The 20,409-nt window shown below is 29.1% G+C and carries 22 protein-coding genes and 1 pseudogene; 12 read left to right on the top strand and 11 right to left on the bottom strand.

Annotated features, from left to right (window positions below; all coding sequences use genetic code 11):
- Nucleotides 1–252: 252 nt before the first annotated feature.
- Complete coding sequence (locus CIW83_RS23395) at nt 253–561, bottom strand: GNAT family N-acetyltransferase (RefSeq protein WP_201260067.1); 309 nt, start codon at nt 559–561, stop codon at nt 253–255.
- Nucleotides 562–643: 82 nt separating this feature from the next.
- Nucleotides 644–877, bottom strand: a complete 234-nt coding sequence (locus CIW83_RS20110) for a PF20097 family protein (RefSeq protein WP_094904231.1) — start codon at nt 875–877, stop codon at nt 644–646.
- Nucleotides 878–1,150: 273 nt separating this feature from the next.
- On the opposite strand from CIW83_RS20110, the gene CIW83_RS20105 reads away from it, so the two are divergent.
- Nucleotides 1,151–1,918 carry a polysaccharide deacetylase family protein gene (locus CIW83_RS20105; protein WP_235601429.1) on the top strand — a complete coding sequence of 256 codons (768 nt, stop codon included), beginning with the start codon at nt 1,151–1,153 and terminating at the stop codon, nt 1,916–1,918.
- Between the two features lie 52 nt (nt 1,919–1,970).
- Here the strand turns inward: CIW83_RS20105 and noc are convergent, their stop codons facing one another.
- The 9 genes from noc to rpmH form a co-directional block, all read right to left on the bottom strand.
- The gene (gene noc / locus CIW83_RS20100) at nt 1,971–2,762 is read right to left on the bottom strand and encodes a nucleoid occlusion protein (protein WP_094904230.1); all 792 of its coding nucleotides are present in this window, start codon (nt 2,760–2,762) and stop codon (nt 1,971–1,973) included.
- A gap of 99 nt (nt 2,763–2,861) precedes the next feature.
- Nucleotides 2,862–3,578 carry a 16S rRNA (guanine(527)-N(7))-methyltransferase RsmG gene (gene rsmG, locus CIW83_RS20095; protein ID WP_094904229.1) on the bottom strand — a complete coding sequence of 239 codons (717 nt, stop codon included), beginning with the start codon at nt 3,576–3,578 and terminating at the stop codon, nt 2,862–2,864.
- On the bottom strand, nt 3,571–5,484 hold the full coding sequence (gene mnmG / locus CIW83_RS20090) for a tRNA uridine-5-carboxymethylaminomethyl(34) synthesis enzyme MnmG (RefSeq protein WP_094904228.1): 1,914 nt from the start codon (nt 5,482–5,484) through the stop codon (nt 3,571–3,573). Before mnmG ends, rsmG begins: the two co-directional genes overlap by 8 nt.
- Before the next feature lie 194 nt (nt 5,485–5,678).
- Complete coding sequence (mnmE, locus tag CIW83_RS20085; RefSeq protein WP_094904227.1) at nt 5,679–7,052, bottom strand: tRNA uridine-5-carboxymethylaminomethyl(34) synthesis GTPase MnmE; 1,374 nt, start codon at nt 7,050–7,052, stop codon at nt 5,679–5,681.
- A 228-nt stretch (nt 7,053–7,280) separates the two neighbouring features.
- On the bottom strand, nt 7,281–7,913 hold the full coding sequence (gene jag, locus CIW83_RS20080) for an RNA-binding cell elongation regulator Jag/EloR (RefSeq protein ID WP_094904226.1): 633 nt from the start codon (nt 7,911–7,913) through the stop codon (nt 7,281–7,283).
- Nucleotides 7,914–7,917: 4 nt separating this feature from the next.
- Nucleotides 7,918–8,625 (bottom strand): YidC/Oxa1 family membrane protein insertase, encoded by a 708-nt coding sequence (locus CIW83_RS20075; protein WP_094904225.1) that lies wholly within the window; start codon nt 8,623–8,625, stop codon nt 7,918–7,920.
- Between the two features lie 14 nt (nt 8,626–8,639).
- Nucleotides 8,640–8,855, bottom strand: coding sequence for a membrane protein insertion efficiency factor YidD (gene yidD / locus CIW83_RS20070; protein WP_094904224.1), 216 nt, complete (start codon nt 8,853–8,855; stop codon nt 8,640–8,642).
- Nucleotides 8,848–9,204, bottom strand: a complete 357-nt coding sequence (gene rnpA / locus CIW83_RS20065) for a ribonuclease P protein component (RefSeq protein ID WP_094904241.1) — start codon at nt 9,202–9,204, stop codon at nt 8,848–8,850. Before rnpA ends, yidD begins: the two co-directional genes overlap by 8 nt.
- A 97-nt stretch (nt 9,205–9,301) precedes the next feature.
- Entirely contained in the window at nt 9,302–9,436 is a 135-nt protein-coding gene (rpmH, locus tag CIW83_RS20060) for a 50S ribosomal protein L34 (protein WP_072977524.1), read from the bottom strand.
- Between the two features lie 568 nt (nt 9,437–10,004).
- Between rpmH and dnaA the strand changes: the two are divergent.
- The 11 genes and pseudogenes from dnaA to CIW83_RS20010 all read left to right on the top strand — a co-directional run bounded on the left by dnaA (nt 10,005) and on the right by CIW83_RS20010 (nt 20,286).
- Nucleotides 10,005–11,335 (top strand): annotated as a pseudogene (gene dnaA, locus CIW83_RS20055) (chromosomal replication initiator protein DnaA).
- A 183-nt stretch (nt 11,336–11,518) separates the two neighbouring features.
- Entirely contained in the window at nt 11,519–12,454 is a 936-nt protein-coding gene (gene dnaN, locus CIW83_RS20050) for a DNA polymerase III subunit beta (RefSeq protein ID WP_255374537.1), read from the top strand.
- The gene (locus tag CIW83_RS24575; protein WP_369819417.1) at nt 12,451–12,624 is read left to right on the top strand and encodes a hypothetical protein; all 174 of its coding nucleotides are present in this window, start codon (nt 12,451–12,453) and stop codon (nt 12,622–12,624) included. Before dnaN ends, CIW83_RS24575 begins: the two co-directional genes overlap by 4 nt.
- A gap of 14 nt (nt 12,625–12,638) precedes the next feature.
- Nucleotides 12,639–12,848, top strand: a complete 210-nt coding sequence (locus tag CIW83_RS20045; RefSeq protein ID WP_094904223.1) for an RNA-binding S4 domain-containing protein — start codon at nt 12,639–12,641, stop codon at nt 12,846–12,848.
- Nucleotides 12,849–12,866: 18 nt separating this feature from the next.
- The gene (recF, locus tag CIW83_RS20040; protein WP_235601428.1) at nt 12,867–13,976 is read left to right on the top strand and encodes a DNA replication/repair protein RecF; all 1,110 of its coding nucleotides are present in this window, start codon (nt 12,867–12,869) and stop codon (nt 13,974–13,976) included.
- Between the two features lie 14 nt (nt 13,977–13,990).
- Nucleotides 13,991–14,242 carry an extracellular matrix regulator RemB gene (gene remB / locus CIW83_RS20035; RefSeq protein WP_094904221.1) on the top strand — a complete coding sequence of 84 codons (252 nt, stop codon included), beginning with the start codon at nt 13,991–13,993 and terminating at the stop codon, nt 14,240–14,242.
- Between the two features lie 25 nt (nt 14,243–14,267).
- Nucleotides 14,268–16,196, top strand: a complete 1,929-nt coding sequence (gyrB, locus tag CIW83_RS20030; RefSeq protein ID WP_094904220.1) for a DNA topoisomerase (ATP-hydrolyzing) subunit B — start codon at nt 14,268–14,270, stop codon at nt 16,194–16,196.
- 10 nt (nt 16,197–16,206) lie between these two features.
- A complete protein-coding gene (gyrA, locus tag CIW83_RS20025) occupies nt 16,207–18,630 on the top strand; it encodes a DNA gyrase subunit A (RefSeq protein ID WP_094904219.1) in 2,424 nt (807 codons plus the stop codon).
- 168 nt (nt 18,631–18,798) lie between these two features.
- Nucleotides 18,799–19,128 (top strand): STAS domain-containing protein, encoded by a 330-nt coding sequence (locus CIW83_RS20020; protein ID WP_094904218.1) that lies wholly within the window; start codon nt 18,799–18,801, stop codon nt 19,126–19,128.
- The gene (locus CIW83_RS20015; protein WP_094904217.1) at nt 19,121–19,498 is read left to right on the top strand and encodes an ATP-binding protein; all 378 of its coding nucleotides are present in this window, start codon (nt 19,121–19,123) and stop codon (nt 19,496–19,498) included. The genes CIW83_RS20020 and CIW83_RS20015 overlap by 8 nt, the downstream gene beginning before the upstream one ends.
- A complete protein-coding gene (locus CIW83_RS20010) occupies nt 19,495–20,286 on the top strand; it encodes a SigB/SigF/SigG family RNA polymerase sigma factor (RefSeq protein WP_094904216.1) in 792 nt (263 codons plus the stop codon). Before CIW83_RS20015 ends, CIW83_RS20010 begins: the two co-directional genes overlap by 4 nt.
- Nucleotides 20,287–20,409: the final 123 nt, after the last annotated feature.

Raw genomic sequence — 20,409 nt, 5'->3', positions numbered from 1 at the left:
TGCTGTAATTTTATAAATTCATAATATAAATGTAAAAACCTAATAATTATACTCATGGTCACCAACCTTTATTTTTTGAATTAAGGCCTCATCCTTCCATGATTTCCTTATTTCTATTAGATTTAAAACATTATATCTTCTCTTATCTAAAAAAGATATCATCTTATCATTATTAGGATTTACCCAATTATAAACTGTGTCTTCTCCTAGCTCTCTTGCAATAGTTTCCGCTTTTTCATATAACTTTGATGCCTATCCCCTTCTTCTTGAATCATGAGAAACAAATAAAGACTCAGCCCACACTACGCTATCATCAATTCTACAAACTAAATATCCTAATAACTCTTTCCTATCATCTTCTACAACAAATACAGGATATTTTGCCTCCATATATTCTTCAAACTCTTCTCTTCCTTGCTCAATATTAATAGATGATTTAATTTCCTTAAGTTCCTTTAGTTTTTCTCTAAACCTTGCTATCAATATTGATATTTTCTTTTCATCTTCAAATTTTGCTAATCCTATATCATAGTTTCCCCCTATGAAATCTAGTTTCAACATTTAGATATTTATATAAATCTAATACATTCTATTACTATTCTAGAAGCTAATTCCTAGATTTATTATAAATTATCTTCTGTCCTCAACTTTCATCATCAATATCTATAATTATTTTTCTACAATTAGAACATTTGTAGCTTTTTACCTTTGCTTCAGATAAAAGATTATTTTTATTTAATTTTTCTGATTCAAATACCCAAGCTTCTAAGGTCGGCTCTATATTTTCCGGTAGCCATATTATTCCTTTCTGTACTCCATACCCTCCTCCGTAAATAAATCCGGAAATAAGTTTTTTACCGCAATATGGACAATTCATATTACACCCCCAAGATATTAATAAATTCATTGATATACTACATCTACTTTTGTGTATCCTGATAACTTATTTATAAATCTAATATTTTCTTTATTTTATAATTTACTAGCCTTTAACAACATCATAACCCAGTACCTCTAATTCATCAATAAATAAATAATGTTCCACATGGAACATTATTTTATTTATTGATGAATTTCTATAATATGTACTTGCCTATATGAATATATATATTTTATATGAAATAATAATTCAAATACAGGGAGAATCTAAATGGGAAAGATAATAAAAGACCTTAACAAACTATTAAATCTTACGATTGTAATTATTATATTGATGTCATTAACCATATACGACATATATCCCGAAGCTATATATACATTTTCAAATAATCAGACAGCAATCGTATCAAAAGGACCAAAAGAGGAAAAGATTTTAGCCTTAAGTTTTGACGATGGACCTCATCCCAAATATACTGTTGAGATTCTTGATATACTAAAGGAATATAATATTAAAGCAACATTTTTCGTTCTAGGTATACATGCTGAATTATATCCAGATATAATAAATAGGCAAATATCAGAAGGACATGAAGTCGGTAACCATTCCTATTCCCATGTAAACATGAAAAAAGCATCAAAAAACGTAATTAAGGAGGAGTTTAAAAAAACACAAGACATAATTTATTCCATAAGTAATGTAAAACCTAAAGTCTTTAGACCTCCTTATGGTAATTATAATGATGAAGTAATTAAAATAGTCAGTAGTGATAATACCTCTATTGTTCTTTGGACTTTCTATCAAGATTCAAAGGATTGGAGCAATCCAGGAGTAGATTCAATAGTGAACACTACTTTATCAAAGGCACAAAATGGAGATATTATACTTTTTCATGATTATGTATATAAAGAGGAAAGTCATACTGTAGAGGCCTTAAAAATAATTTTGCCTAAATTAATTGATGAAGGATATAAATTTGTTACAATGTCTGAATTAATTAACATTACCGAAGAAAGAAAGGTGTTGAATAATTATAATTAAATTTTAACTGCATTCATTATATATAGTAAAAAGTCAGGGAGTATCCCTGACTTTATTTTGGTATTTTGACAACTACTTCTACATGATCACCTTTATCTACCTCTTTATACTCAGCCTTAACACCAGTATCTTTAATTGCAGAAAAAGCCTTTTTAATCGTATTTAGATAAATTCTAATATTTATCATACTCTTAATATTTTGTTTTACTTCATTATCCTCTCTCTTAGTTAAATCATCTAATATATCATTAACCAATTCCTCTGTCTTATTTACATTTAGCTCATTCTTTATTACTTTTTCTAAAATTTTTCTTTTTAAATCATCGTCAGCTAATTTTAATAATGCTCTTCCATGTCTCTCTGTAAGATTATATTCTAATAAATTTTTCTTAATATCCTCTGGTAATTTTAGAAGTCTTAATTTATTAGCAATTGTTGACTGATTTTTTCCCATTTTTTCAGCTATTTCTTGTTGAGTGAATCCATGGTCTTCTATTAAATTATTATATCCTTCAGCTTCTTCAATAAAATTTAAATCTTCTCTTTGTAAGTTCTCCATTAATGCAATTAGGGCAGATTCTTTATCCCTATAATCTACTATAATAGCTGGTATCTCATGAAGTTCAGCCAATTCCGAAGCTCTAAGTCGTCTTTCTCCAGCTATTAACTCATAAGAATCTTCCTTTATCTGTCTAACACTAATTGGCTGAATTACTCCATAAGATTTTATCGATTGACTTAACTCTTCTAATGATCTTTGATTGAAATCTTTTCTAGGTTGATATGGATTTGGTTTAATATCAGATATAGGAATATATTTGATTTCCGGTTGAAAATTTTTCATATGCATCCCTCTTCTCAATTGACTTTAATATATATTTCTATATTGAGCAGAATATTTCCTTCTTTATTGCCCAAGTTTTTTCCTACAAATTCTCCTATATTATAAGGGACTTTTCTTTGGTTTCCCTCCTCCCCTAGGATATTTTGTAGGAGTTTCTTGTATTTTGTGTATTATTATCAAAGAATGTATTATGTCAGAATTAGGAATCCTAACAATTTCCTTCTTTAAAATTTTTCCACCTAGAAGCTTTATTCCTTTTTCAGCTTCTTTAAGTTCTTCGTCTACTTCTGACCCTTTCATTGATATAAAGTATCCTCCTACTTTTACAAAGGGTAAAGAGTATTCTGAAAGAGTATCTAAAGAAGCTACTGCTCTAGATATACAAATATCATATTGTTCTCTGTATTTTGGTGTTCTACCAAATTCTTCTGCTCTACCATGTATAGCATCTATATTCTTTAGCTCTAAGGCTTTAATAACCTCATTTAAAAAAATAATTCTTTTATTTAGGCTATCCAGTAGAGTAACTTGAAGTTCATTATTGAAAATTTTAAGAGGTAAGCCTGGAAATCCTCCACCTGTACCTATATCTATTATCTTCTTTTTTCCCTCAAACAATTTTGTGATTATCGGCGTTAAACTGTCTAAAAAATGCTTTATATCTATTTCTTTATCATCAGTTATAGCAGTTATATTTATTTTTTCATTCCATTCTTTTAATAAGTCTTTATATTTAATGAAATGTTCCTTCTGTTTTACACTCAACTCAATCCCTAAATCTCCTAAACCCTCTATCAAGGTTTCAATATTACTCATCTATCCCTACCCTTTCTTCTCTTCTTTTATGCTCCATATAAATTAATAATACGTTTATATCTGAAGGTGAAACACCTGATATTCTAGAAGCTTGTCCTACAGAATCAGGTTTTATATTATTTAGCTTTTGTTTTGCTTCATTGCTTAAACCCTTTATCTCATTATAATCAATATCTTGACTTAATTTTTTATTTTCTAGTTTTTTAAATTGATCTATTTGTATCATTTGTTTCTTTATATAACCTTCGTATTTAATTTGAGTCTCTACTTGTAATCTAATTTCCCTCAATAAATCAGGTCTATCTGGATCAAGAACTGATAATACATCATATCCTAATTCAGGTCTTTTTATAAGTTCATAAATATTTGTAGGAGTATTTATTGGTGTACTGTTTAGACTCTCTATAATATTATTATTTTCTATTGTTGGATTTATTTGCACCCTTTTAAGTCTCTCAAGTTCTTTTTCTATAGACTCTTTCTTTGCAAGAGTCTTTCTATATCTTTCTTCTGTTACTAATCCTATTTTATATCCACGTTCTGTAAGCCTCAAATCAGCATTATCTTGCCTTAGAGTGAGTCTGTATTCAGCCCTTGATGTCATCATTCTATAAGGTTCCTCTGTACCCTTAGTGACTAAATCATCAATTAATACTCCAATATATGCCTCTGATCTATCAAGTATAAATGGTTCTTCACCTTTTATATTCAGAACAGCATTTATTCCTGCGATTAAGCCTTGAGATGCAGCCTCTTCATATCCTGATGAACCATTTATTTGACCTGCAAAGAAAAGATTATTTATTTCTTTATGCTCTAATGTCCTTTTCAATATTGTAGGATCTATTGAATCATATTCGATAGCATATGCAGATCTCATAAATCTCACATTTTCAAGCCCTATAATTTCCTTATACATCTCTAATTGTACTTCCTCTGGTAATGTAGAACTAACACCTTGTACATACATTTCCTTAGTAGATAAACCTTCTGGTTCTATAAATACTTGATGTTTATTTTTATCAGAAAACCTTACAACTTTATCTTCAATAGATGGGCAATATCTAGGCCCTACCCCATCAATATCACCTGCATACATGGGTGAACGATGTAAATTATTCCTTATAATTTCATGCATCTTTTCAGTAGTATATGTTAAATAACAAGGAACTTGTTCTTTATCAAATAACTTATCCATATTTAAGAAGGAAAAAGGTATAACTTCCTTATCTCCAGGCTGAATCTCCATCTTTGAATAATCTATACTATCTCTATGAACTCTAGCAGGTGTACCAGTCTTCATTCTTCTTAGATTGAATCCCTTCTCCTTCAGTGCATCTGATAAAAGTATAGAAGGAAACATTCCATCTGGTCCTGATTCATAATTGACTTCTCCCATGAATATTCTTCCCTTTAGATAGGTACCTGTTGCTAAAATTACAGCCTTACAATTATAAATAGCACCTGTTCTAGTTAAAACTCCTTTTACCTTATTACCTTCTAATAATATATCTATTATTTCTCCTTGTCTTAGAATCAAATTTGGTTCATCTTCTAATACTTTCTTCATTTCAGTATGATACATTTTTTTATCGGCTTGAACTCTTAGAGAATGAACAGCTGGTCCCTTAGAAGTATTTAACATTCTCGATTGAATAAATGATTTATCTATATTTAATGCCATTTCACCGCCAAGGGCATCTATTTCTCTTACCAAATGTCCCTTTCCTGTACCACCTATATTGGGATTACAAGATAAAGCTACGATAGAATCTAAGCTCATTGTCATTATCATAGTATTAATACCCATTCTACTACTTGCTAAAGCAGCTTCAACACCTGCATGTCCGGCACCTACTACTATAACATCATATTCTCCTGCAAAATATTTTTTTACTTCCTTCATAAATTTCACCTTTCTAAAATCAAGAGAATTTACTCTCTTCTACATAATTAATTCTTAACATTCAAATAAACTATAATCCACCTATCTCGCTAACGTGTAAGTTACAACCATACTATTATTTCTTCGCATTAGTTAATAATTCAAATTCCAGTCTTTTAATTGCTAATTGTGCAATGTGAATTGTGAATTGCTTTCTACTTTCCTATACAGAACTCAGAAAATATTTTATCTAATATGTCTTCTCCAATGGTATCACCAGATATTTCTCCTAAGTTCTCCCAACAATTTTTCAAATCTACCTCTATACAATCTATTGGGACGCTTCCTTTTATATCTTCTATTGCTTGAGTTATGTTTTCTAAGGCCTTAATTAATTGATTTTTATGTCTTACATTAGTAACCACAGTATCTGAATAGATCTCAATTTCTCCACTGTAGAACATACTCTTTATACTTCTTTCCAATAAATCTACACCTATGCCAGATGTAATAGATGTGCTTATTATCTGCCTTTCATTTAAAAGAGATCTCAAATAAGATTCATTATATTTTGTAGGTAAATCTGTTTTATTTAAAAGAATTATACTTTTCTTATTCTTTATCAACTCTATTATTTCATAATCCTCATTAGATAATTCCCTTGAGGCATCAAATACTGCAATAATTAAATCCGCCTTTTCTACTGTTTCCTTAGCTCTATCTACCCCAATTTGTTCAACTAAATCATCAGTATTTCTTATTCCAGCTGTATCTATTATCCTAAGCGGTATTCCATCAATATTTACATATTCCTCTATAATATCTCTTGTAGTACCTGGTATATCTGTTACTATAGCTCGATTTTCTCTAAGAACTGCATTTAATAATGAGGACTTTCCAACATTTGGCTTCCCCAATATTACAGTATTTAATCCATCTCGAAGTATCTTACCTCTATCTGCTGTAGAAAGAAGTTTTTCAATTTCTTCCTTTACCCTGCTTCCACTTTCCTGCAAATCTTCATATGTGACTTCTTCAATATCTTCATCAGGAAAGTCTATAGAAACCTCAACATGAGCAATCATTTCTAACAATATATTTCTTATTTCCTTTATCTTTCTCGATAAAGAACCTTCCAGTTGATTCAAAGAAGCCTCAAAACTCTTATCAGTCTTAGCCCTAATCATATCTATTATAGCCTCTGCTTGAGATAAATCTAATCTCCCATTTAAGAATGCTCTTTTAGTAAATTCACCAGGCTCAGCTAATCTAGCACCATTATTTAATATCAACTCTAAGACCTTTCTTACAGAAATTATTCCACCATGACAATATACTTCCACCATATCTTCTCTAGTATAGGTATGGGGACCTTTCATATAAGATATTAAAACTTCATCTATTAACTGATTATTTTTTTTATCTACTATATGACCGTATATTAATTTTCTATTATAATCTTCATTTAATTCTTTAACCTTATTCCCTTTAAATATTATATTTCCAATATTTAAAGCATTCTTTCCACTAATTCTTACTATACCAATACCTGATTCTCCAACAGCAGTAGAAATAGCAGCAATAGTCATAATATCACCTCTTCTGCATCTATATATAAAGGCTAACATAAAGTTACAATTTTTTATTTAAAATTAAAAATTTGCCTTTTTGTTAACTCCAACTAATTGTAATATACCATTAATACTAAAATAATAAAACTACTTTAATCCAGTATTTATTATTCCAAAATCATTCATTTATATAAATTTTTGTAAATTTTTCTATATCATAAGAGAAACCCAGTATAGTACTGGGTTTTAGCTTTGTCTTGATTGAATAACTACTCTTCTATAAGGCTCATCACCTTCACTATAAGTAGTGATACCTTGAATATTCTGCAATGCAGAATGTATAATTCTTCTTTCATAAGGATTCATAGGTTCTAATTTTATTGGTCTTTTAACATATCTAGCTTTTTCAGCCATTTTATTGGCTAATCTTACTAGAGTTTCTTCTCTCTTAGCTCTATATCCTTCTGTATCTACTACAACTTTAATGTAACTATCTTTATTCTTATTTATAACTAGAGATAGTAAATATTGAATGGCATCAAGTGTATTTCCTCGCTTACCTATTAATATACCCATATCAGTAGAACTAATGTCTTTTATATCTACTATTAGGATATCTCCTTCTCTTTTTACTACATTAACTGCGGATATATTCATTGAACTTAACACTTTAGACAAAAAATTATCAGCTATTTCAATAGGGTCATATACAACAGAAACCCTAACCTTTGCATCTTTTCCACCAATTAATCCAAATAAACCTTTACTTGGCTCATCTATTATTTCTATTTTAACATCTTCTTTATTTGCATTCAACTCTATTAAAGCCTCTTTTATTGCCTCATCAACAGTTTTTGATACCTTAATAACAGACCTCATGACTTTAATTCTCCTCCTTAATCTTACCTAAAGACTTATTGGAAATTATCTGTTGTATAATTGAGAAAATATTACTTATTACCCAATATAATGCAAGTCCTGCTGCAAATCCTCTAGCAGCCATAAAAATCATTATAGGTAAAAACATATTCATCATTCTTTGAGTAGCCTGAGCCTGAGGATCTGTATTTGCTGACGTCATAGTTACACTTTGTAAATAAGTCGTTGCTGCAGCTAATAATGGTAATCCCCAAAGATAAGGATCTGGATTATTTAAATTTTTGATCCAAAAAAATGTTTTATTCATAGCCTCATAAACTGCTGGATCTTTAAAAGCAAAAGTAGTAGGGTTACCCATTACCTTAAAAAAAGCAATAATGATAGGAAATTGAATTAAAAGTACTAAACACCCAGAAGCTGGGTTATATTTATGTTCCTTATATAATTCTGCCATTTTTGCTTGAGCTGTTTGTGGATCATTTTTATATTTAGTTTGAATTTCTTTCATCTTTGGTTGAATTTCATTCATTTTCTTTGAAGATTTACTTTGATGTAAACTAACAGGTAAAAGTATAAGTTTAAATATTATTGTTGTTATAATTATAGCCATTGCATAGAAAGAAAAATTTGCTGGCTCTGTTCCAATCATAGATACCATATCATAAATAAACTTTAGAAGTCCACCTAGTATATTACCTAAAAAAGCCGTCATTTATAAACCCCCTATCATTTAAGCGGATCATATCCTCCTTCATTAAACGGATGACATTTCAATATTCTTTTTATAGTTAAATAGGTCCCTTTTAAAAAACCATATTTATTATAAGCTTGTATAGAATAATCTGAACATGTTGGATAAAATCTGCAGTTTTTCCTAGTTAGTATATATTTCGATATAATATTCTGATAAATTTTAATTAAAAAAATAGCAAATTTAGCCATTGCTATCACTTTGGCTTATAAATACACCTGCTAATTTTAGAATATGAAGCATTGCACTCTCTAACTCTTTATACGAAATATCTACCACATTCTTTTTAGGTATAAAAATTAAATCATAATTACCTCTTATACTACTAAAATTTAGTCTATAGATTTCTTTCATTCTTCTTCTTATTTTATTCCTAACGACCGAATTTCCGATTTTCTTAGTAATAGAATAACCTACCCTAGTATTTCCAACATTATTTTTCTTTACATAAAGAACTAAATTTCTATTCCAATAATTCTTTCCACCACTATAGACTCTTTTAAACTCCATATTACTTCTCAATCTAAAAATTTTATCCATTGCATTTGCTCCCTTTATCCAAATAAATGGCCTCAAAATCCAATATTTGATGAAAAAATCAAACAATCGTTATAAAAAGGCCACCTTATTAGCGGCCTTATGCAGTTAATTTTTTTCTACCTCTTCTTCTTCTTGCTTTTATAATTTCTCTACCTGATCTAGTCTTCATTCTTTTTCTAAATCCATGCTCTCTGCTTCTTTGTCTTTTCTTTGGCTGATAAGTTCTTTTCATTTAGAAACACCTCCTTCGATAATATACCTTCAGAAATATATAAATAATATAGAGTTTTCCCACAAGAAAACATAAATACTACTAATGATTATATTTATTTGTACTAGATATGTCAAGAATTTTCAACAAAACTGAAGCTATAAAAAGTTATTAACAATTTATTTAACTTGTGGATAATTTTGTTGAATATATTCTTAAATTTTGATATTATTAAATAGCATGTGGATATTATTTTAAACTTATCAATACCTAAAAGTTATACACATTTTGTGGATAGTTTGTGTATAACTTTCAATATTATTTTTTAAATTTTATTAAAACAGTGTATTTACCTATTCTTTTATCCACATTTTTATTCTTCTTAAATATGTTGATAAGTTGATATTTTGCTAATTTATTTTATTAATAACATTTTATTAATAGTTTATCCACAAATAACATTTTCCAAACTTAATTATTTTTACATATATATTTTTCTTTTTTTGTTGATAACTATGTTTATAACTTTTATAAATAAGTTTATTTTTTTTTCTATTGGCAATAATTTTAATGAATAGGAGGTAAAAAGATGGCTTCAAGTTTAGATAATATTTGGAATGAAGTGTTGAATCTAATTAAAGTTGAATTAACTGAAGTTAGCTTTAATACTTGGTTAAAAACAATAGAACCTATTAGTATTTCTTCCAATAAAGTAATCCTAGCCGCCCCTAATGAATTTACAAAGGGAATTTTGGTAGGAAGATATCTAAATCTAATAAAAAATGCTTTTTCTCATGTTACTGAGGAAGAATTTGATATTCAATTTATTATACCTGGAGAAGAATATTCTCTAAATGTGGGACAACCCATAGTACAAGAGGTCAATGATAGTAATCAAAGATCCCAATTAAATCCAAAATATACCTTTGATACATTTGTAATAGGTAACAGTAATCGTTTTGCACATGCTGCTTCCCTAGCCGTAGCTGAAGCACCAGCACAAGCCTATAATCCATTATTTCTATATGGAGGAGTAGGACTTGGAAAAACTCACTTGATGCATGCAATTGGTCATTATACACTTAGCCAGAATCCCAACTCAAAAGTAGTATATGTTACATCAGAAAAATTTACAAATGAACTTATCAATCTATAAGAGAATATAGAAATGAAGAGTTTAGAAATAAATATAGAAATATAGATGTACTCCTAATAGATGATATTCAATTTATTGCAGGTAAAGAGGGAACTCAAGAAGAATTTTTCCATACTTTTAATGCCTTACATGAAGCTAATAAACAAATAATTATATCTAGTGATAGGCCGCCTAAGGAAATTCCTACATTAGAAGATAGACTTAGATCTAGATTTGAATGGGGATTAATTGCTGATATTCAGCCGCCAGATCTAGAAACTAGAATCGCAATACTTAGAAAAAAAGCTAATGTTGAGAATATTAAGGTTAGTGATAATGTAATGCTCTATATAGCTTCGAAAATTCAATCAAATATTAGAGAGCTTGAAGGAGCATTGATAAGAGTAGTAGCTTATTCCTCTCTAACAAATAGCGAAGTTACCGAAGAATTAGCTGAAGAGGCTTTAAAAGATATATTATCAAGTAATAAGTCCATAGAAATCACTGTTGAACTAATAAAAGAAATGGTATCTAAAAATTTTAAAGTTAAAATTGATGACTTTAACTCTAAAAAGAGGACTAGGGCTATAGCATATCCTAGACAAATTGCTATGTATCTAACTAGAGAATTAACAGATTTATCACTACCTAAAATAGGAGAGGAATTTGGAGGTAGAGATCACACAACTGTTATACATGCATATGACAAAATAAGCACAGATATAAATGAAAGTTCAGAATTAAAAAGAAAAATCGATGATATAGTAAAAGAATTGAAAGGATAATTTATTAATTAATGTGGATATCTTTTATGCTTTCCAAATACTTATCCACATGTTATTAAGTTGATAAAAGATTTGATATTTCTATCAATCAATAATTATCCACATAATCACAGCCCCTACTACTATTACTACTATATATTTTATATTCTTTCTATATCTGGGAAAAAAAGGAGGTCTAAATAAATGAAAATAAAAGTAAACCAAAAAGACTTAGCTAAACATATAAATATTGCACAAAAAGGAATATCTTCAAGAACTACTTTACAAATATTAGACGGAATATTGTTAGAAGCACATAAGGATAAATTAAAACTTACAGGAACAGATTTGGAAATAAGTATAGAAACCTATGTTAATTGTGAAATAGAAAGAGAAGGTTCTATTGTAGTTAATTCTAGAATATTTGGGGATATAATTAAAAAACTTCCAGATGCTTCTATTTATATAGATGTTGATAATAACAATATTAATATTAAATGTGAAAACTCAGAATTTAATATATTAGGTAATTCATCTAAAGAATATCCAGATTTACCTATAGTTTTAGAACATACTACATTTCAATTGCCGAATGATTTATTTAAATCTGCCATAAGACAAACAGTCTTTGCTACAACTCAAGATGAAACAAGACCATCTCTCACAGGAGTACTATTTGAAATAATAGATAGTAACATTTCTTTCGTAGCTTTAGATGGATATAGATTAGCTTTAAGAAAGTTACCTATACAATCAGATGTGGAAATTAAGATAATAATACCAGGTAGGGCTTTAAATGAGATAAATAAAATAGTAGAAGATAATGAAAGTAATATGGAAATCGCAGCTGCACCTGGGCATGTAGTATTTAATATAGGAGATACTATAGTATATTCAAGATTATTAGAAGGACAGTTCTTTAATTATAAAGAAATTATAAGGAAAGATCATAAAACATCTGCAATAGTAAATAAAAAGGCATTTCAAGATAGTCTTGAAAGAGCGTCATTGCTTGCAAAAGAAGAAAAGGCAAATTTAGTTAAGTTAAGCATAATAGATGGACAAATATTAATAAAATCTAATTCTGAAATAGGAAATGTAAATGAAATGATAATGCTCAAGCCAATGGAGAAAATATAAATATTGCCTTTAACTCAAGATATATATTAGAAGGTATAAAAGTAATCGATGCAGAGGAAATAAAGTTAAATTTCATGGGAAGTTTAAATCCATGTATTATAAAACCTTTGCAAGATGAAAACTATACTTATTTAGTCTTGCCAGTGCGTCTTGCACAAGATGATTTTTAGAGGAGAGATAATCTATGAAAGAAATATCTATAGAAACTGATTATATTAAATTAGATCAGTTCTTAAAGCTTGCAGGTATTACACAAACTGGTGGTCAAGCAAAGATTATGATTAGTGAAGGTAGTATAATAGTCAATAATGAAGTTACATTACAAAGAGGAAAAAAAATAATGAAAAATGATATTGTTGAAATTAAAGGTTATGGATATTTTGTTGTGATATAATATTATTTACCTTAAGGGGTGTTTTTTTTGCATGTAAAAAATATTAGACTTATAAATTTTAGAAATTATTATAGTCTAAACATAGGCCTAAATAAAAAGACAAATATTTTTATAGGAAAAAATGCTCAGGGGAAAACTAATTTACTTGAAGCAGTATATATTTGTGCAACAGGAAGATCCTTTAGAACAAATAGGGATAAAGAGATAATCAATTTTAATAAAAATGAAGCTTATGTTGGAGCACAAATGAATATAGGGAAGCAGGAAAAATTTATTGAAATAAAATTAGAGAGAGAAAAAGCAAAAAGAATTAGAGTAAATAAGACTGAGCTAAAGAATTATAAAGAGCTCTATAGTGGATTAAATGTGGTTATTTTCTCACCTGAAGATTTAAAACTTGTAAAGGAAGGACCAGGAGAGAGAAGAAACTTTTTAGATATGGAGATTTCTCAAATAAGACCTGTATATAACTTCAATATAAATAGATATAATAAAATATTGTTTCAAAGAAACAATTTGTTAAGATCAAGTAAGTTTCAAACGAATATATCTAGTCTTTTAGAAATATTTGACTTACAGCTTGCAAAAATAGGTACAGATATAATTTTAGAAAGAGATAAATATGTACAAGAACTTTCTAAGATATCTAGTATTACTCATAATAAAATAACCCTATCTCGAGAAAATCTAGAATTAAAGTATTTATCTAATATTGAAATATTAGATAATAAAATAGAAATGGAAAAAAATTATTTAAATAAGCTTAAAAAGTATGTAGATAAGGATATAGAAGCAGCTTCTACACAATTAGGACCTCATAGAGACGATATATTGATGACAATAAATGATAAGGAGCTTAAGACATATGGCTCTCAAGGTCAGCAAAGAACTGTAGTATTATCTATAAAACTATCTGAAGTAGAATTAATAAAAAAGCAGAGAGGAATTTATCCAGTATTACTTTTAGATGATGTTTTTTCTGAATTAGATGAAGAGAGAAGAAAGTATTTAATTAAATCTTTCCAGGATATGCAGACATTAATAACAGTAACAGATGCCATAGACCTAAAAGAAATGGAAACAATCGAAAAATCTATATTTTATATAGAAGAGGGGAAATTAATGTAGATAGGAGTCATAGGATGATTATTCATATAGGTGAAAATAACTATATATTTGAAAAAAATATAATAGCTATACTAGATAAAAAAGCTGCTGAAGGTACAAAAAAAACTAGGGAATTTATAAATAAATTAATAGAAGATAATTGTGTAATTGGTTCTTTAGATCAAAATACAAAATCCTATATAGTTGTATCAGATAATAATAAGACAATAGTTTATACATCAAACATATCTTCGAAAGCACTATCAAATAGAAATATTTACGAATAGATAATATTAGATTGGAGGTAATTTAATGGCCAATGAAAAAAATGGGATAAACGGTAACAATGATAGACATTATACAGCTCAAGATATCCAAGTACTTACAGGTCTAGAACCAGTAAGAAAAAGACCAGGTATGTATATAGGCAGTACAGGACCAAAAGGACTTCACCATTTAGTATATGAAGTAGTAGATAATAGTATAGATGAGGCTTTAGCGGGAATTTGTGACACCATCAGGGTCACTATTTTTGATGATAACTCAGTAAAGGTATCAGATAATGGTAGTGGAATACCAGTTGAAAAACATCCACAAACAGGAAAATCCACTGTAGAGACTGTTTTAACTATATTACATGCAGGTGGTAAGTTTAATAATGGTGCATATAAAGTATCCGGTGGGCTGCATGGTGTTGGGGTTTCTGTAGTAAATGCACTATCTGAGTGGCTAGTAGCTAAGGTAAGAAGAAATGGTAAAGAATATATGCAAAAATTTGAAAGAGGATTAGCAAAAACAGAACTTGAAACTATAGGAGATTCTGATGAAACAGGTACAACTATCCATTTCAAACCAGATGCAGAAATATTTGAGACTATAATATTTAGTTTTGAAACCTTAGAACATAGATTTAGAGAAATGGCATTTTTAAATAAAGGAATCAAAATTATATTAGAAGATGAGAGGGAAGGAAAAACAAAAGAATTCCATTATGAAGGTGGAATAAAGTCTTTCGTAGAGTATATAAACAAAAATAAAACTCCTATACAAAAAGATATAGTATATTATGAGGGAGAAAAAGATGGAACAACTGTAGAATTAGCATTACAATATACTGATGGATATACAGAAAATATATTTACCTTTGCAAATAATATAAACACTCCAGAGGGTGGAACACATTTATCAGGATTTAGAACAGCTTTAACTAGGGTCATGAATGACTATGGTAGAAAGTATGGAATTATAAAAGAAAAAGAGGAGAATCTTAGCGGAGATGATGTAAGAGAGGGTTTGACAGGTATATTATCAGTCAAGTTAATGGAACCCCAATTTGAAGGTCAAACTAAAAGTAAACTAGGAAATAGTGAGACAAGAGGTATAGTTGAAACTTTAACATATGACTATTTAAATATATATTTAGAAGAAAATCCTAGAGAGGGAAAAATAATATTAGAAAAAGCCATATCTTCTCAAAGGGCAAGAGAAGCCGCTAGAAAGGCAAGAGATTTAACTAGAAGAAAGAGCGTATTAGAGAATACTACATTACCTGGGAAATTAGCAGATTGTCAAGATTCTGATTTAGAGACTACAGAGATATATCTAGTAGAGGGAAATTCAGCTGGTGGTAGTGCAAAGCAAGGTAGAGATAAGAAATTTCAGGCTATATTACCCCTAAGAGGAAAGATATTAAATGTAGAGAAGGCTAGATTAGATAAGATATTAAGTTCAGAGGAAATAAAAATTATGATTACAGCCTTTGGAACAGGTATTGGTGAAGATTTTAATATAGAAAAATTAAGATATGGAAAAATAATATTGATGACTGACGCCGACGTAGATGGTGCGCATATTAGAACTTTACTATTAACTTTCTTCTATAGATATATGAAAGAGTTAATAGATAATGGACATATATATATTGCTCAGCCACCACTTTATAAAGTAACTAAAAGTAGACAGGAACATTATGTATATAGTGATAAGGAATTAGATGATTTGTTAGAGGAAATAGGTAGATCTAACTATGCTATTCAAAGATATAAAGGTCTTGGAGAAATGAATCCAGAACAACTTTGGGATACAACTATGAATCCAGAAACAAGAACACTATTAAAAGTAACTTTAGAGGATGCTGTGGCAGCTGATGAAGTATTTACAACTTTAATGGGTGATAAAGTACAACCAAGAAGAGAATTTATTGAAGAGAATGCTAAGTTTGTAAAAAATCTAGATATATAGGAGGTCAAGTATGGATAGAGAATTTGACAATATAGTAGAAATAAATATTGAACAGGAAATGAAGAAATCCTACTTAGACTATTCCATGAGTGTAATTATGAGCCGTGCTTTACCAGATGTACGTGATGGACTAAAGCCTGTTCATAGAAGGATAATCTATGCTATGGATGAGCTTGGTATGGGGCCAGATAAACCTTACAGAAAGTCTGCTAGGGTTGTCGGGGACGTACTAGGTAAGTATCATCCTCATGGGGATAGCTCAGTTTATGATGCAATGGTAAGACTTGCACAGGATTTCAATATTAGATATCCGTTAGTAGATGGTCATGGAAACTTTGGATCTATAGATGGTGATGAAGCTGCTGCTATGCGTTATACAGAGGCGAGAATGACTAAACTTGCGATGGAAATGCTAAGGGATATAGGAAAAGATACTATAGATTATAGACCAAACTTTGATGAAACGTTAAAAGAGCCTGTAGTTTTACCAAGCAGATTTCCTAATTTATTAGTTAATGGCTCTTCAGGTATAGCTGTAGGAATGGCAACAAATATTCCTCCTCATAATCTAAAAGAAGTAATAGATGGTGCTATAGTACTTATAGATAATCCTGATGCTGATGTTGAAGAATTAATGACATCAATAAAAGGACCAGATTTTCCAACAGCGGGTCATATAATGGGTAAAGAGGGTATAAAATCTGCTTATAAAACAGGAAGAGGTAAAATAACAGTAAGAGCAGTTACTGAAATAGAAGAAACAAATAAGGGAAGACATAGAATCATAGTAACTGAACTTCCTTACCAAGTTAATAAAGCTAATTTAATTGAAAAGATAGCTGAATATGTTAGAGATAAAAAATTAGAAGGAATATCTGATCTAAGGGATGAATCTGATAGAGAAGGTATGAGAGTAGTTATAGAGATTAAAAGAGATGCAAATCCAAATGTAGTATTAAATAATCTATATAAGCATACTCAATTACAAACTACTTTTGGAGTAATAATGCTGGCTTTAGTAAATGATGAACCAAAAATCCTTGATCTAAAGCAAATGTTGACTCATTATATAGCTCATCAAAAAGATATAATAACTAGAAGAACTCAATATGACTTAGCTAAGGCAGAAGAAAGAGCTCACATAGTAGAAGGATTAAAAATAGCATTAGATAATATAGATGAGGTAATACGTATAATAAGGTCATCTAAGACTGAAGCTATAGCAAAAGAAGCTTTAATGGATAGCTTTGGGTTATCAGATAAGCAGTCTCAGGCAATATTAGATATGAGACTTAGACGTCTGACAGGTCTGGAAAGAGAAAAATTAGAAGAAGAATATGAAGCATTGATAAAAGAGATTAATAGGTTTAGAGAAATACTAGCTAATGAAAGATTAGTATATCAAATAATTAAAGAAGAACTAATTGAAATAAAAGAAAAGTATGGAGATCCAAGAAGAACTAGAATAATGCCTTCTGCTGATGAGATAGATATAGAAGATATGATTGAAGAAGAAGATGTTGTAATTACATTAACTCATTTCGGTTATATAAAGAGAACTCCGGAGTATACTTATAAGACTCAGAAAAGAGGCGGAAAGGGAATAGTAGCTTTAACGACTAGGGAAGAAGATTTCGTAGAGGACCTATATATTACTTCAACTCATGATACAATATTGTTCTTTACCAATAAAGGTAAAGTGTTCTCCTTAAAGGCATACGAGATTCCTGAAGGTGGTAGACAGGCAAAAGGAACAGCTATAATAAATCTATTAAATCTAACAGGTGATGAAAAGGTAAATGCTATAGTACCTATAGATAAGAATACTACAGAGAGTAATCTTGTTTTCATTACTAAAGAAGGTATCATTAAAAAGACCAGCTTAGATAATTTTGAAAATATCAGAAAGAATGGTATTATAGCTATTAGTCTAAGGGATAGTGATGAATTAATAGGTGTTAGGAAAACAAATGGAAATAGAGAAATGATTGTAGTAACTAAAAAAGGTATGTCTATCAGATTTGATGAAAATGATGTTAGAGAAATGGGAAGATCTGCCATGGGAGTAAAAGCTATTAGTCTAAGAAATAATGATCAGGTTGTAGCTATGGAATTAGTTGAAGAAGGTAAGAAGTTATTAGTTATTTCAGAATATGGATTTGGAAAGAGAACTTCACTAGATGAGTATAAAATTCAAAATAGGGGAGGAAAAGGACTAATAACTTATAACATAAAAGAAAAAACTGGTGATATAGTTTCAGCTAAGGTTGTAGATGATAATGATGAATTATTGATAATTTCATTTACAGGTACAATTATTAGACTTATAGCTAAAGATATTTCTATCATGGGTAGAAGTACCCAAGGAGTTACTCTCATGAAGATGAAAGATGATAGGGTAGTAGCTGTAGCAAAATATGTAGAAGAAGAATAATGTAATAATCAATTATAATCCTTTATTTCGTTCAGGTATTTTTATACTGAATGGATAAAGGATTTCTTTTTAGGTAAAAATTTCTAAATCCGGGTATTTTGCTTTACATTAAACTATTTTTATTATAAAATTAATACATATTGTTATGTAGATAAAGGAGGGTTTGTAATGTCTCTAAATATACAAGTAAAGTTTGATGAGAGAGAAAATCAGTGGGTATTTTTGCCAGAGGGAGAAATAGATATCTATACTTCTCCAAAATTTAAAGAGGAGATATTGAAACATTTTAGTAGTAAGCAAACAGATATATTAATAGATGGAGAAAATCTAAATTATGTCGATAGTACGGGACTAGGAGCGTTAATATCTATTTTGAAAAAGCTTAAAGATAATGAATACAAAATTTATTTATCAAATATTAAGCCAAATATAAGAAAAATATTTGATATTACAGAATTAGATAAGTTGTTTATTATAAGAGGTGAAAAGGATGAATAAGGATGTAATAAGCTTCACAATACCTAGAAAGCCAGACTATATTAGCTTAGTTAGGCTTACTACCTCAGGAATAGCACATAGTATGGGATTAAATGTAGATGATATAGAGGATATTAAAGTTTCTATAGGAGAAGCTTGTGTTAACTCCCTTATGCTAAGCGATGGAGAAGAAATATCTTTAGTATTTGAAATAGATGAAGAAAAATTATCTATAGAGGTAACAAATGTTAGTGAAAATATACCTGAAGACTTGGATGAAAGAAAAGAAAGAGAATTAGGTTTATTAATTATAAAGTCATTGATGGATGAAGTTGTATTTAATGGAGACGGAATAAAAATGATCAAGTATATAGAGGATGATGATCAATGACTAATAAGGGGCAAGATGAAAGAGAAAATAAAGAATTAAAAGACAAAACAGAGATTAAAAACTTATTTAAATCCTATAGTCAAAATAAGGATAAGGATACTAGAGATAAATTAATTGAAAAACATATATATATAGCGGAGATTTTATCAAAAAAATATGCAAATATGGGTATAGAATATGACGATATATATCAAGTGGCTTGTATTGGACTTATATATGCTATAGATAGATATGATATAGATAAAGGTTATGAATTTTCTAGCTTTGCAACTCCAACTATAATAGGAGAAATAAAGAAATATTTCAGAGATAAGGGGTGGACCATAAGAGTACCTAGAAGAATACAAGAATTATCTAAGAAGATAAATAATGCAAAGGTATTTTTATCCCAACAATTACAAAGGTCACCTACAGTTGAAGATATAGCAACTTATCTAAAATGTTCAGAAGAAGAGATATTAGAGGCCATGGAAGCAAGTAAGGTATATACTCCTCAATCTTTAGATGTGACTTATGATTCAAACAATGAAGATAAAGATGTTAATTTAGCAGACCTAATTGGAGAAGAGGATCACTATTTTAGTAGAATTGAGAATAATGATTTTTTAGTTAAGACTATGGAGAAGTTAAATGATGTAGAAAAACAAATATTGATTGAAAGATATTTTAATAAAAAAACTCAAGTTTCTATAGCTAAAATGCTAGATATATCTCAAATGACAGTATCTAGGATAGAAAAAAGAGTTTTAGAAAAGCTAAGGAAAGAAATAGAAAGAACAATGATATAACAATTAATAATGTATTATTATAAAATAATCTTTGAATTTATTCAAAGATTATTTATTAAAAAGCTACTAAAATCAATATTTCTAAAGAAAATAAAACTTTTTTAAAATAAGTATTGACTTTAG

The organism is Tissierella sp. P1 (assembly GCF_002266425.1).
Lineage (GTDB): Bacteria > Bacillota > Clostridia > Tissierellales > Tissierellaceae > Tissierella > Tissierella carlieri.
The sequence above is the reverse complement of the archived record's forward strand: the minus strand, read 5'-3'. Positions and strand labels throughout refer to the sequence as shown.

Bases quoted from the DNA above. Each gene is read 5' to 3' on its own strand.
- remB (WP_094904221.1), top strand. From the start codon at position 13,991: ATGATTATTCATATAGGTGAAAATAACTATATATTTGAAAAAAATATA.
- dnaN (WP_255374537.1), top strand. From the start codon at position 11,519: ATGAAAATAAAAGTAAACCAAAAAGACTTAGCTAAACATATAAATATT.
- CIW83_RS23395 (WP_201260067.1), bottom strand. From the start codon at position 561: ATGTTGAAACTAGATTTCATAGGGGGAAACTATGATATAGGATTAGCA.
- CIW83_RS20045 (WP_094904223.1), top strand. From the start codon at position 12,639: ATGAAAGAAATATCTATAGAAACTGATTATATTAAATTAGATCAGTTC.
- CIW83_RS20075 (WP_094904225.1), bottom strand. From the start codon at position 8,625: ATGACGGCTTTTTTAGGTAATATACTAGGTGGACTTCTAAAGTTTATT.
- mnmG (WP_094904228.1), bottom strand. From the start codon at position 5,484: ATGAAGGAAGTAAAAAAATATTTTGCAGGAGAATATGATGTTATAGTA.
- jag (WP_094904226.1), bottom strand. From the start codon at position 7,913: ATGAGGTCTGTTATTAAGGTATCAAAAACTGTTGATGAGGCAATAAAA.
- rnpA (WP_094904241.1), bottom strand. From the start codon at position 9,204: ATGGATAAAATTTTTAGATTGAGAAGTAATATGGAGTTTAAAAGAGTC.
- yidD (WP_094904224.1), bottom strand. From the start codon at position 8,855: ATGGCTAAATTTGCTATTTTTTTAATTAAAATTTATCAGAATATTATA.
- CIW83_RS20110 (WP_094904231.1), bottom strand. From the start codon at position 877: ATGAATTGTCCATATTGCGGTAAAAAACTTATTTCCGGATTTATTTAC.
- CIW83_RS20010 (WP_094904216.1), top strand. From the start codon at position 19,495: ATGACTAATAAGGGGCAAGATGAAAGAGAAAATAAAGAATTAAAAGAC.
- CIW83_RS20015 (WP_094904217.1), top strand. From the start codon at position 19,121: ATGAATAAGGATGTAATAAGCTTCACAATACCTAGAAAGCCAGACTAT.
- gyrB (WP_094904220.1), top strand. From the start codon at position 14,268: ATGGCCAATGAAAAAAATGGGATAAACGGTAACAATGATAGACATTAT.
- noc (WP_094904230.1), bottom strand. From the start codon at position 2,762: ATGAAAAATTTTCAACCGGAAATCAAATATATTCCTATATCTGATATT.
- rsmG (WP_094904229.1), bottom strand. From the start codon at position 3,578: ATGAGTAATATTGAAACCTTGATAGAGGGTTTAGGAGATTTAGGGATT.
- mnmE (WP_094904227.1), bottom strand. From the start codon at position 7,052: ATGACTATTGCTGCTATTTCTACTGCTGTTGGAGAATCAGGTATTGGT.
- CIW83_RS20020 (WP_094904218.1), top strand. From the start codon at position 18,799: ATGTCTCTAAATATACAAGTAAAGTTTGATGAGAGAGAAAATCAGTGG.
- rpmH (WP_072977524.1), bottom strand. From the start codon at position 9,436: ATGAAAAGAACTTATCAGCCAAAGAAAAGACAAAGAAGCAGAGAGCAT.
- gyrA (WP_094904219.1), top strand. From the start codon at position 16,207: ATGGATAGAGAATTTGACAATATAGTAGAAATAAATATTGAACAGGAA.
- CIW83_RS20105 (WP_235601429.1), top strand. From the start codon at position 1,151: ATGGGAAAGATAATAAAAGACCTTAACAAACTATTAAATCTTACGATT.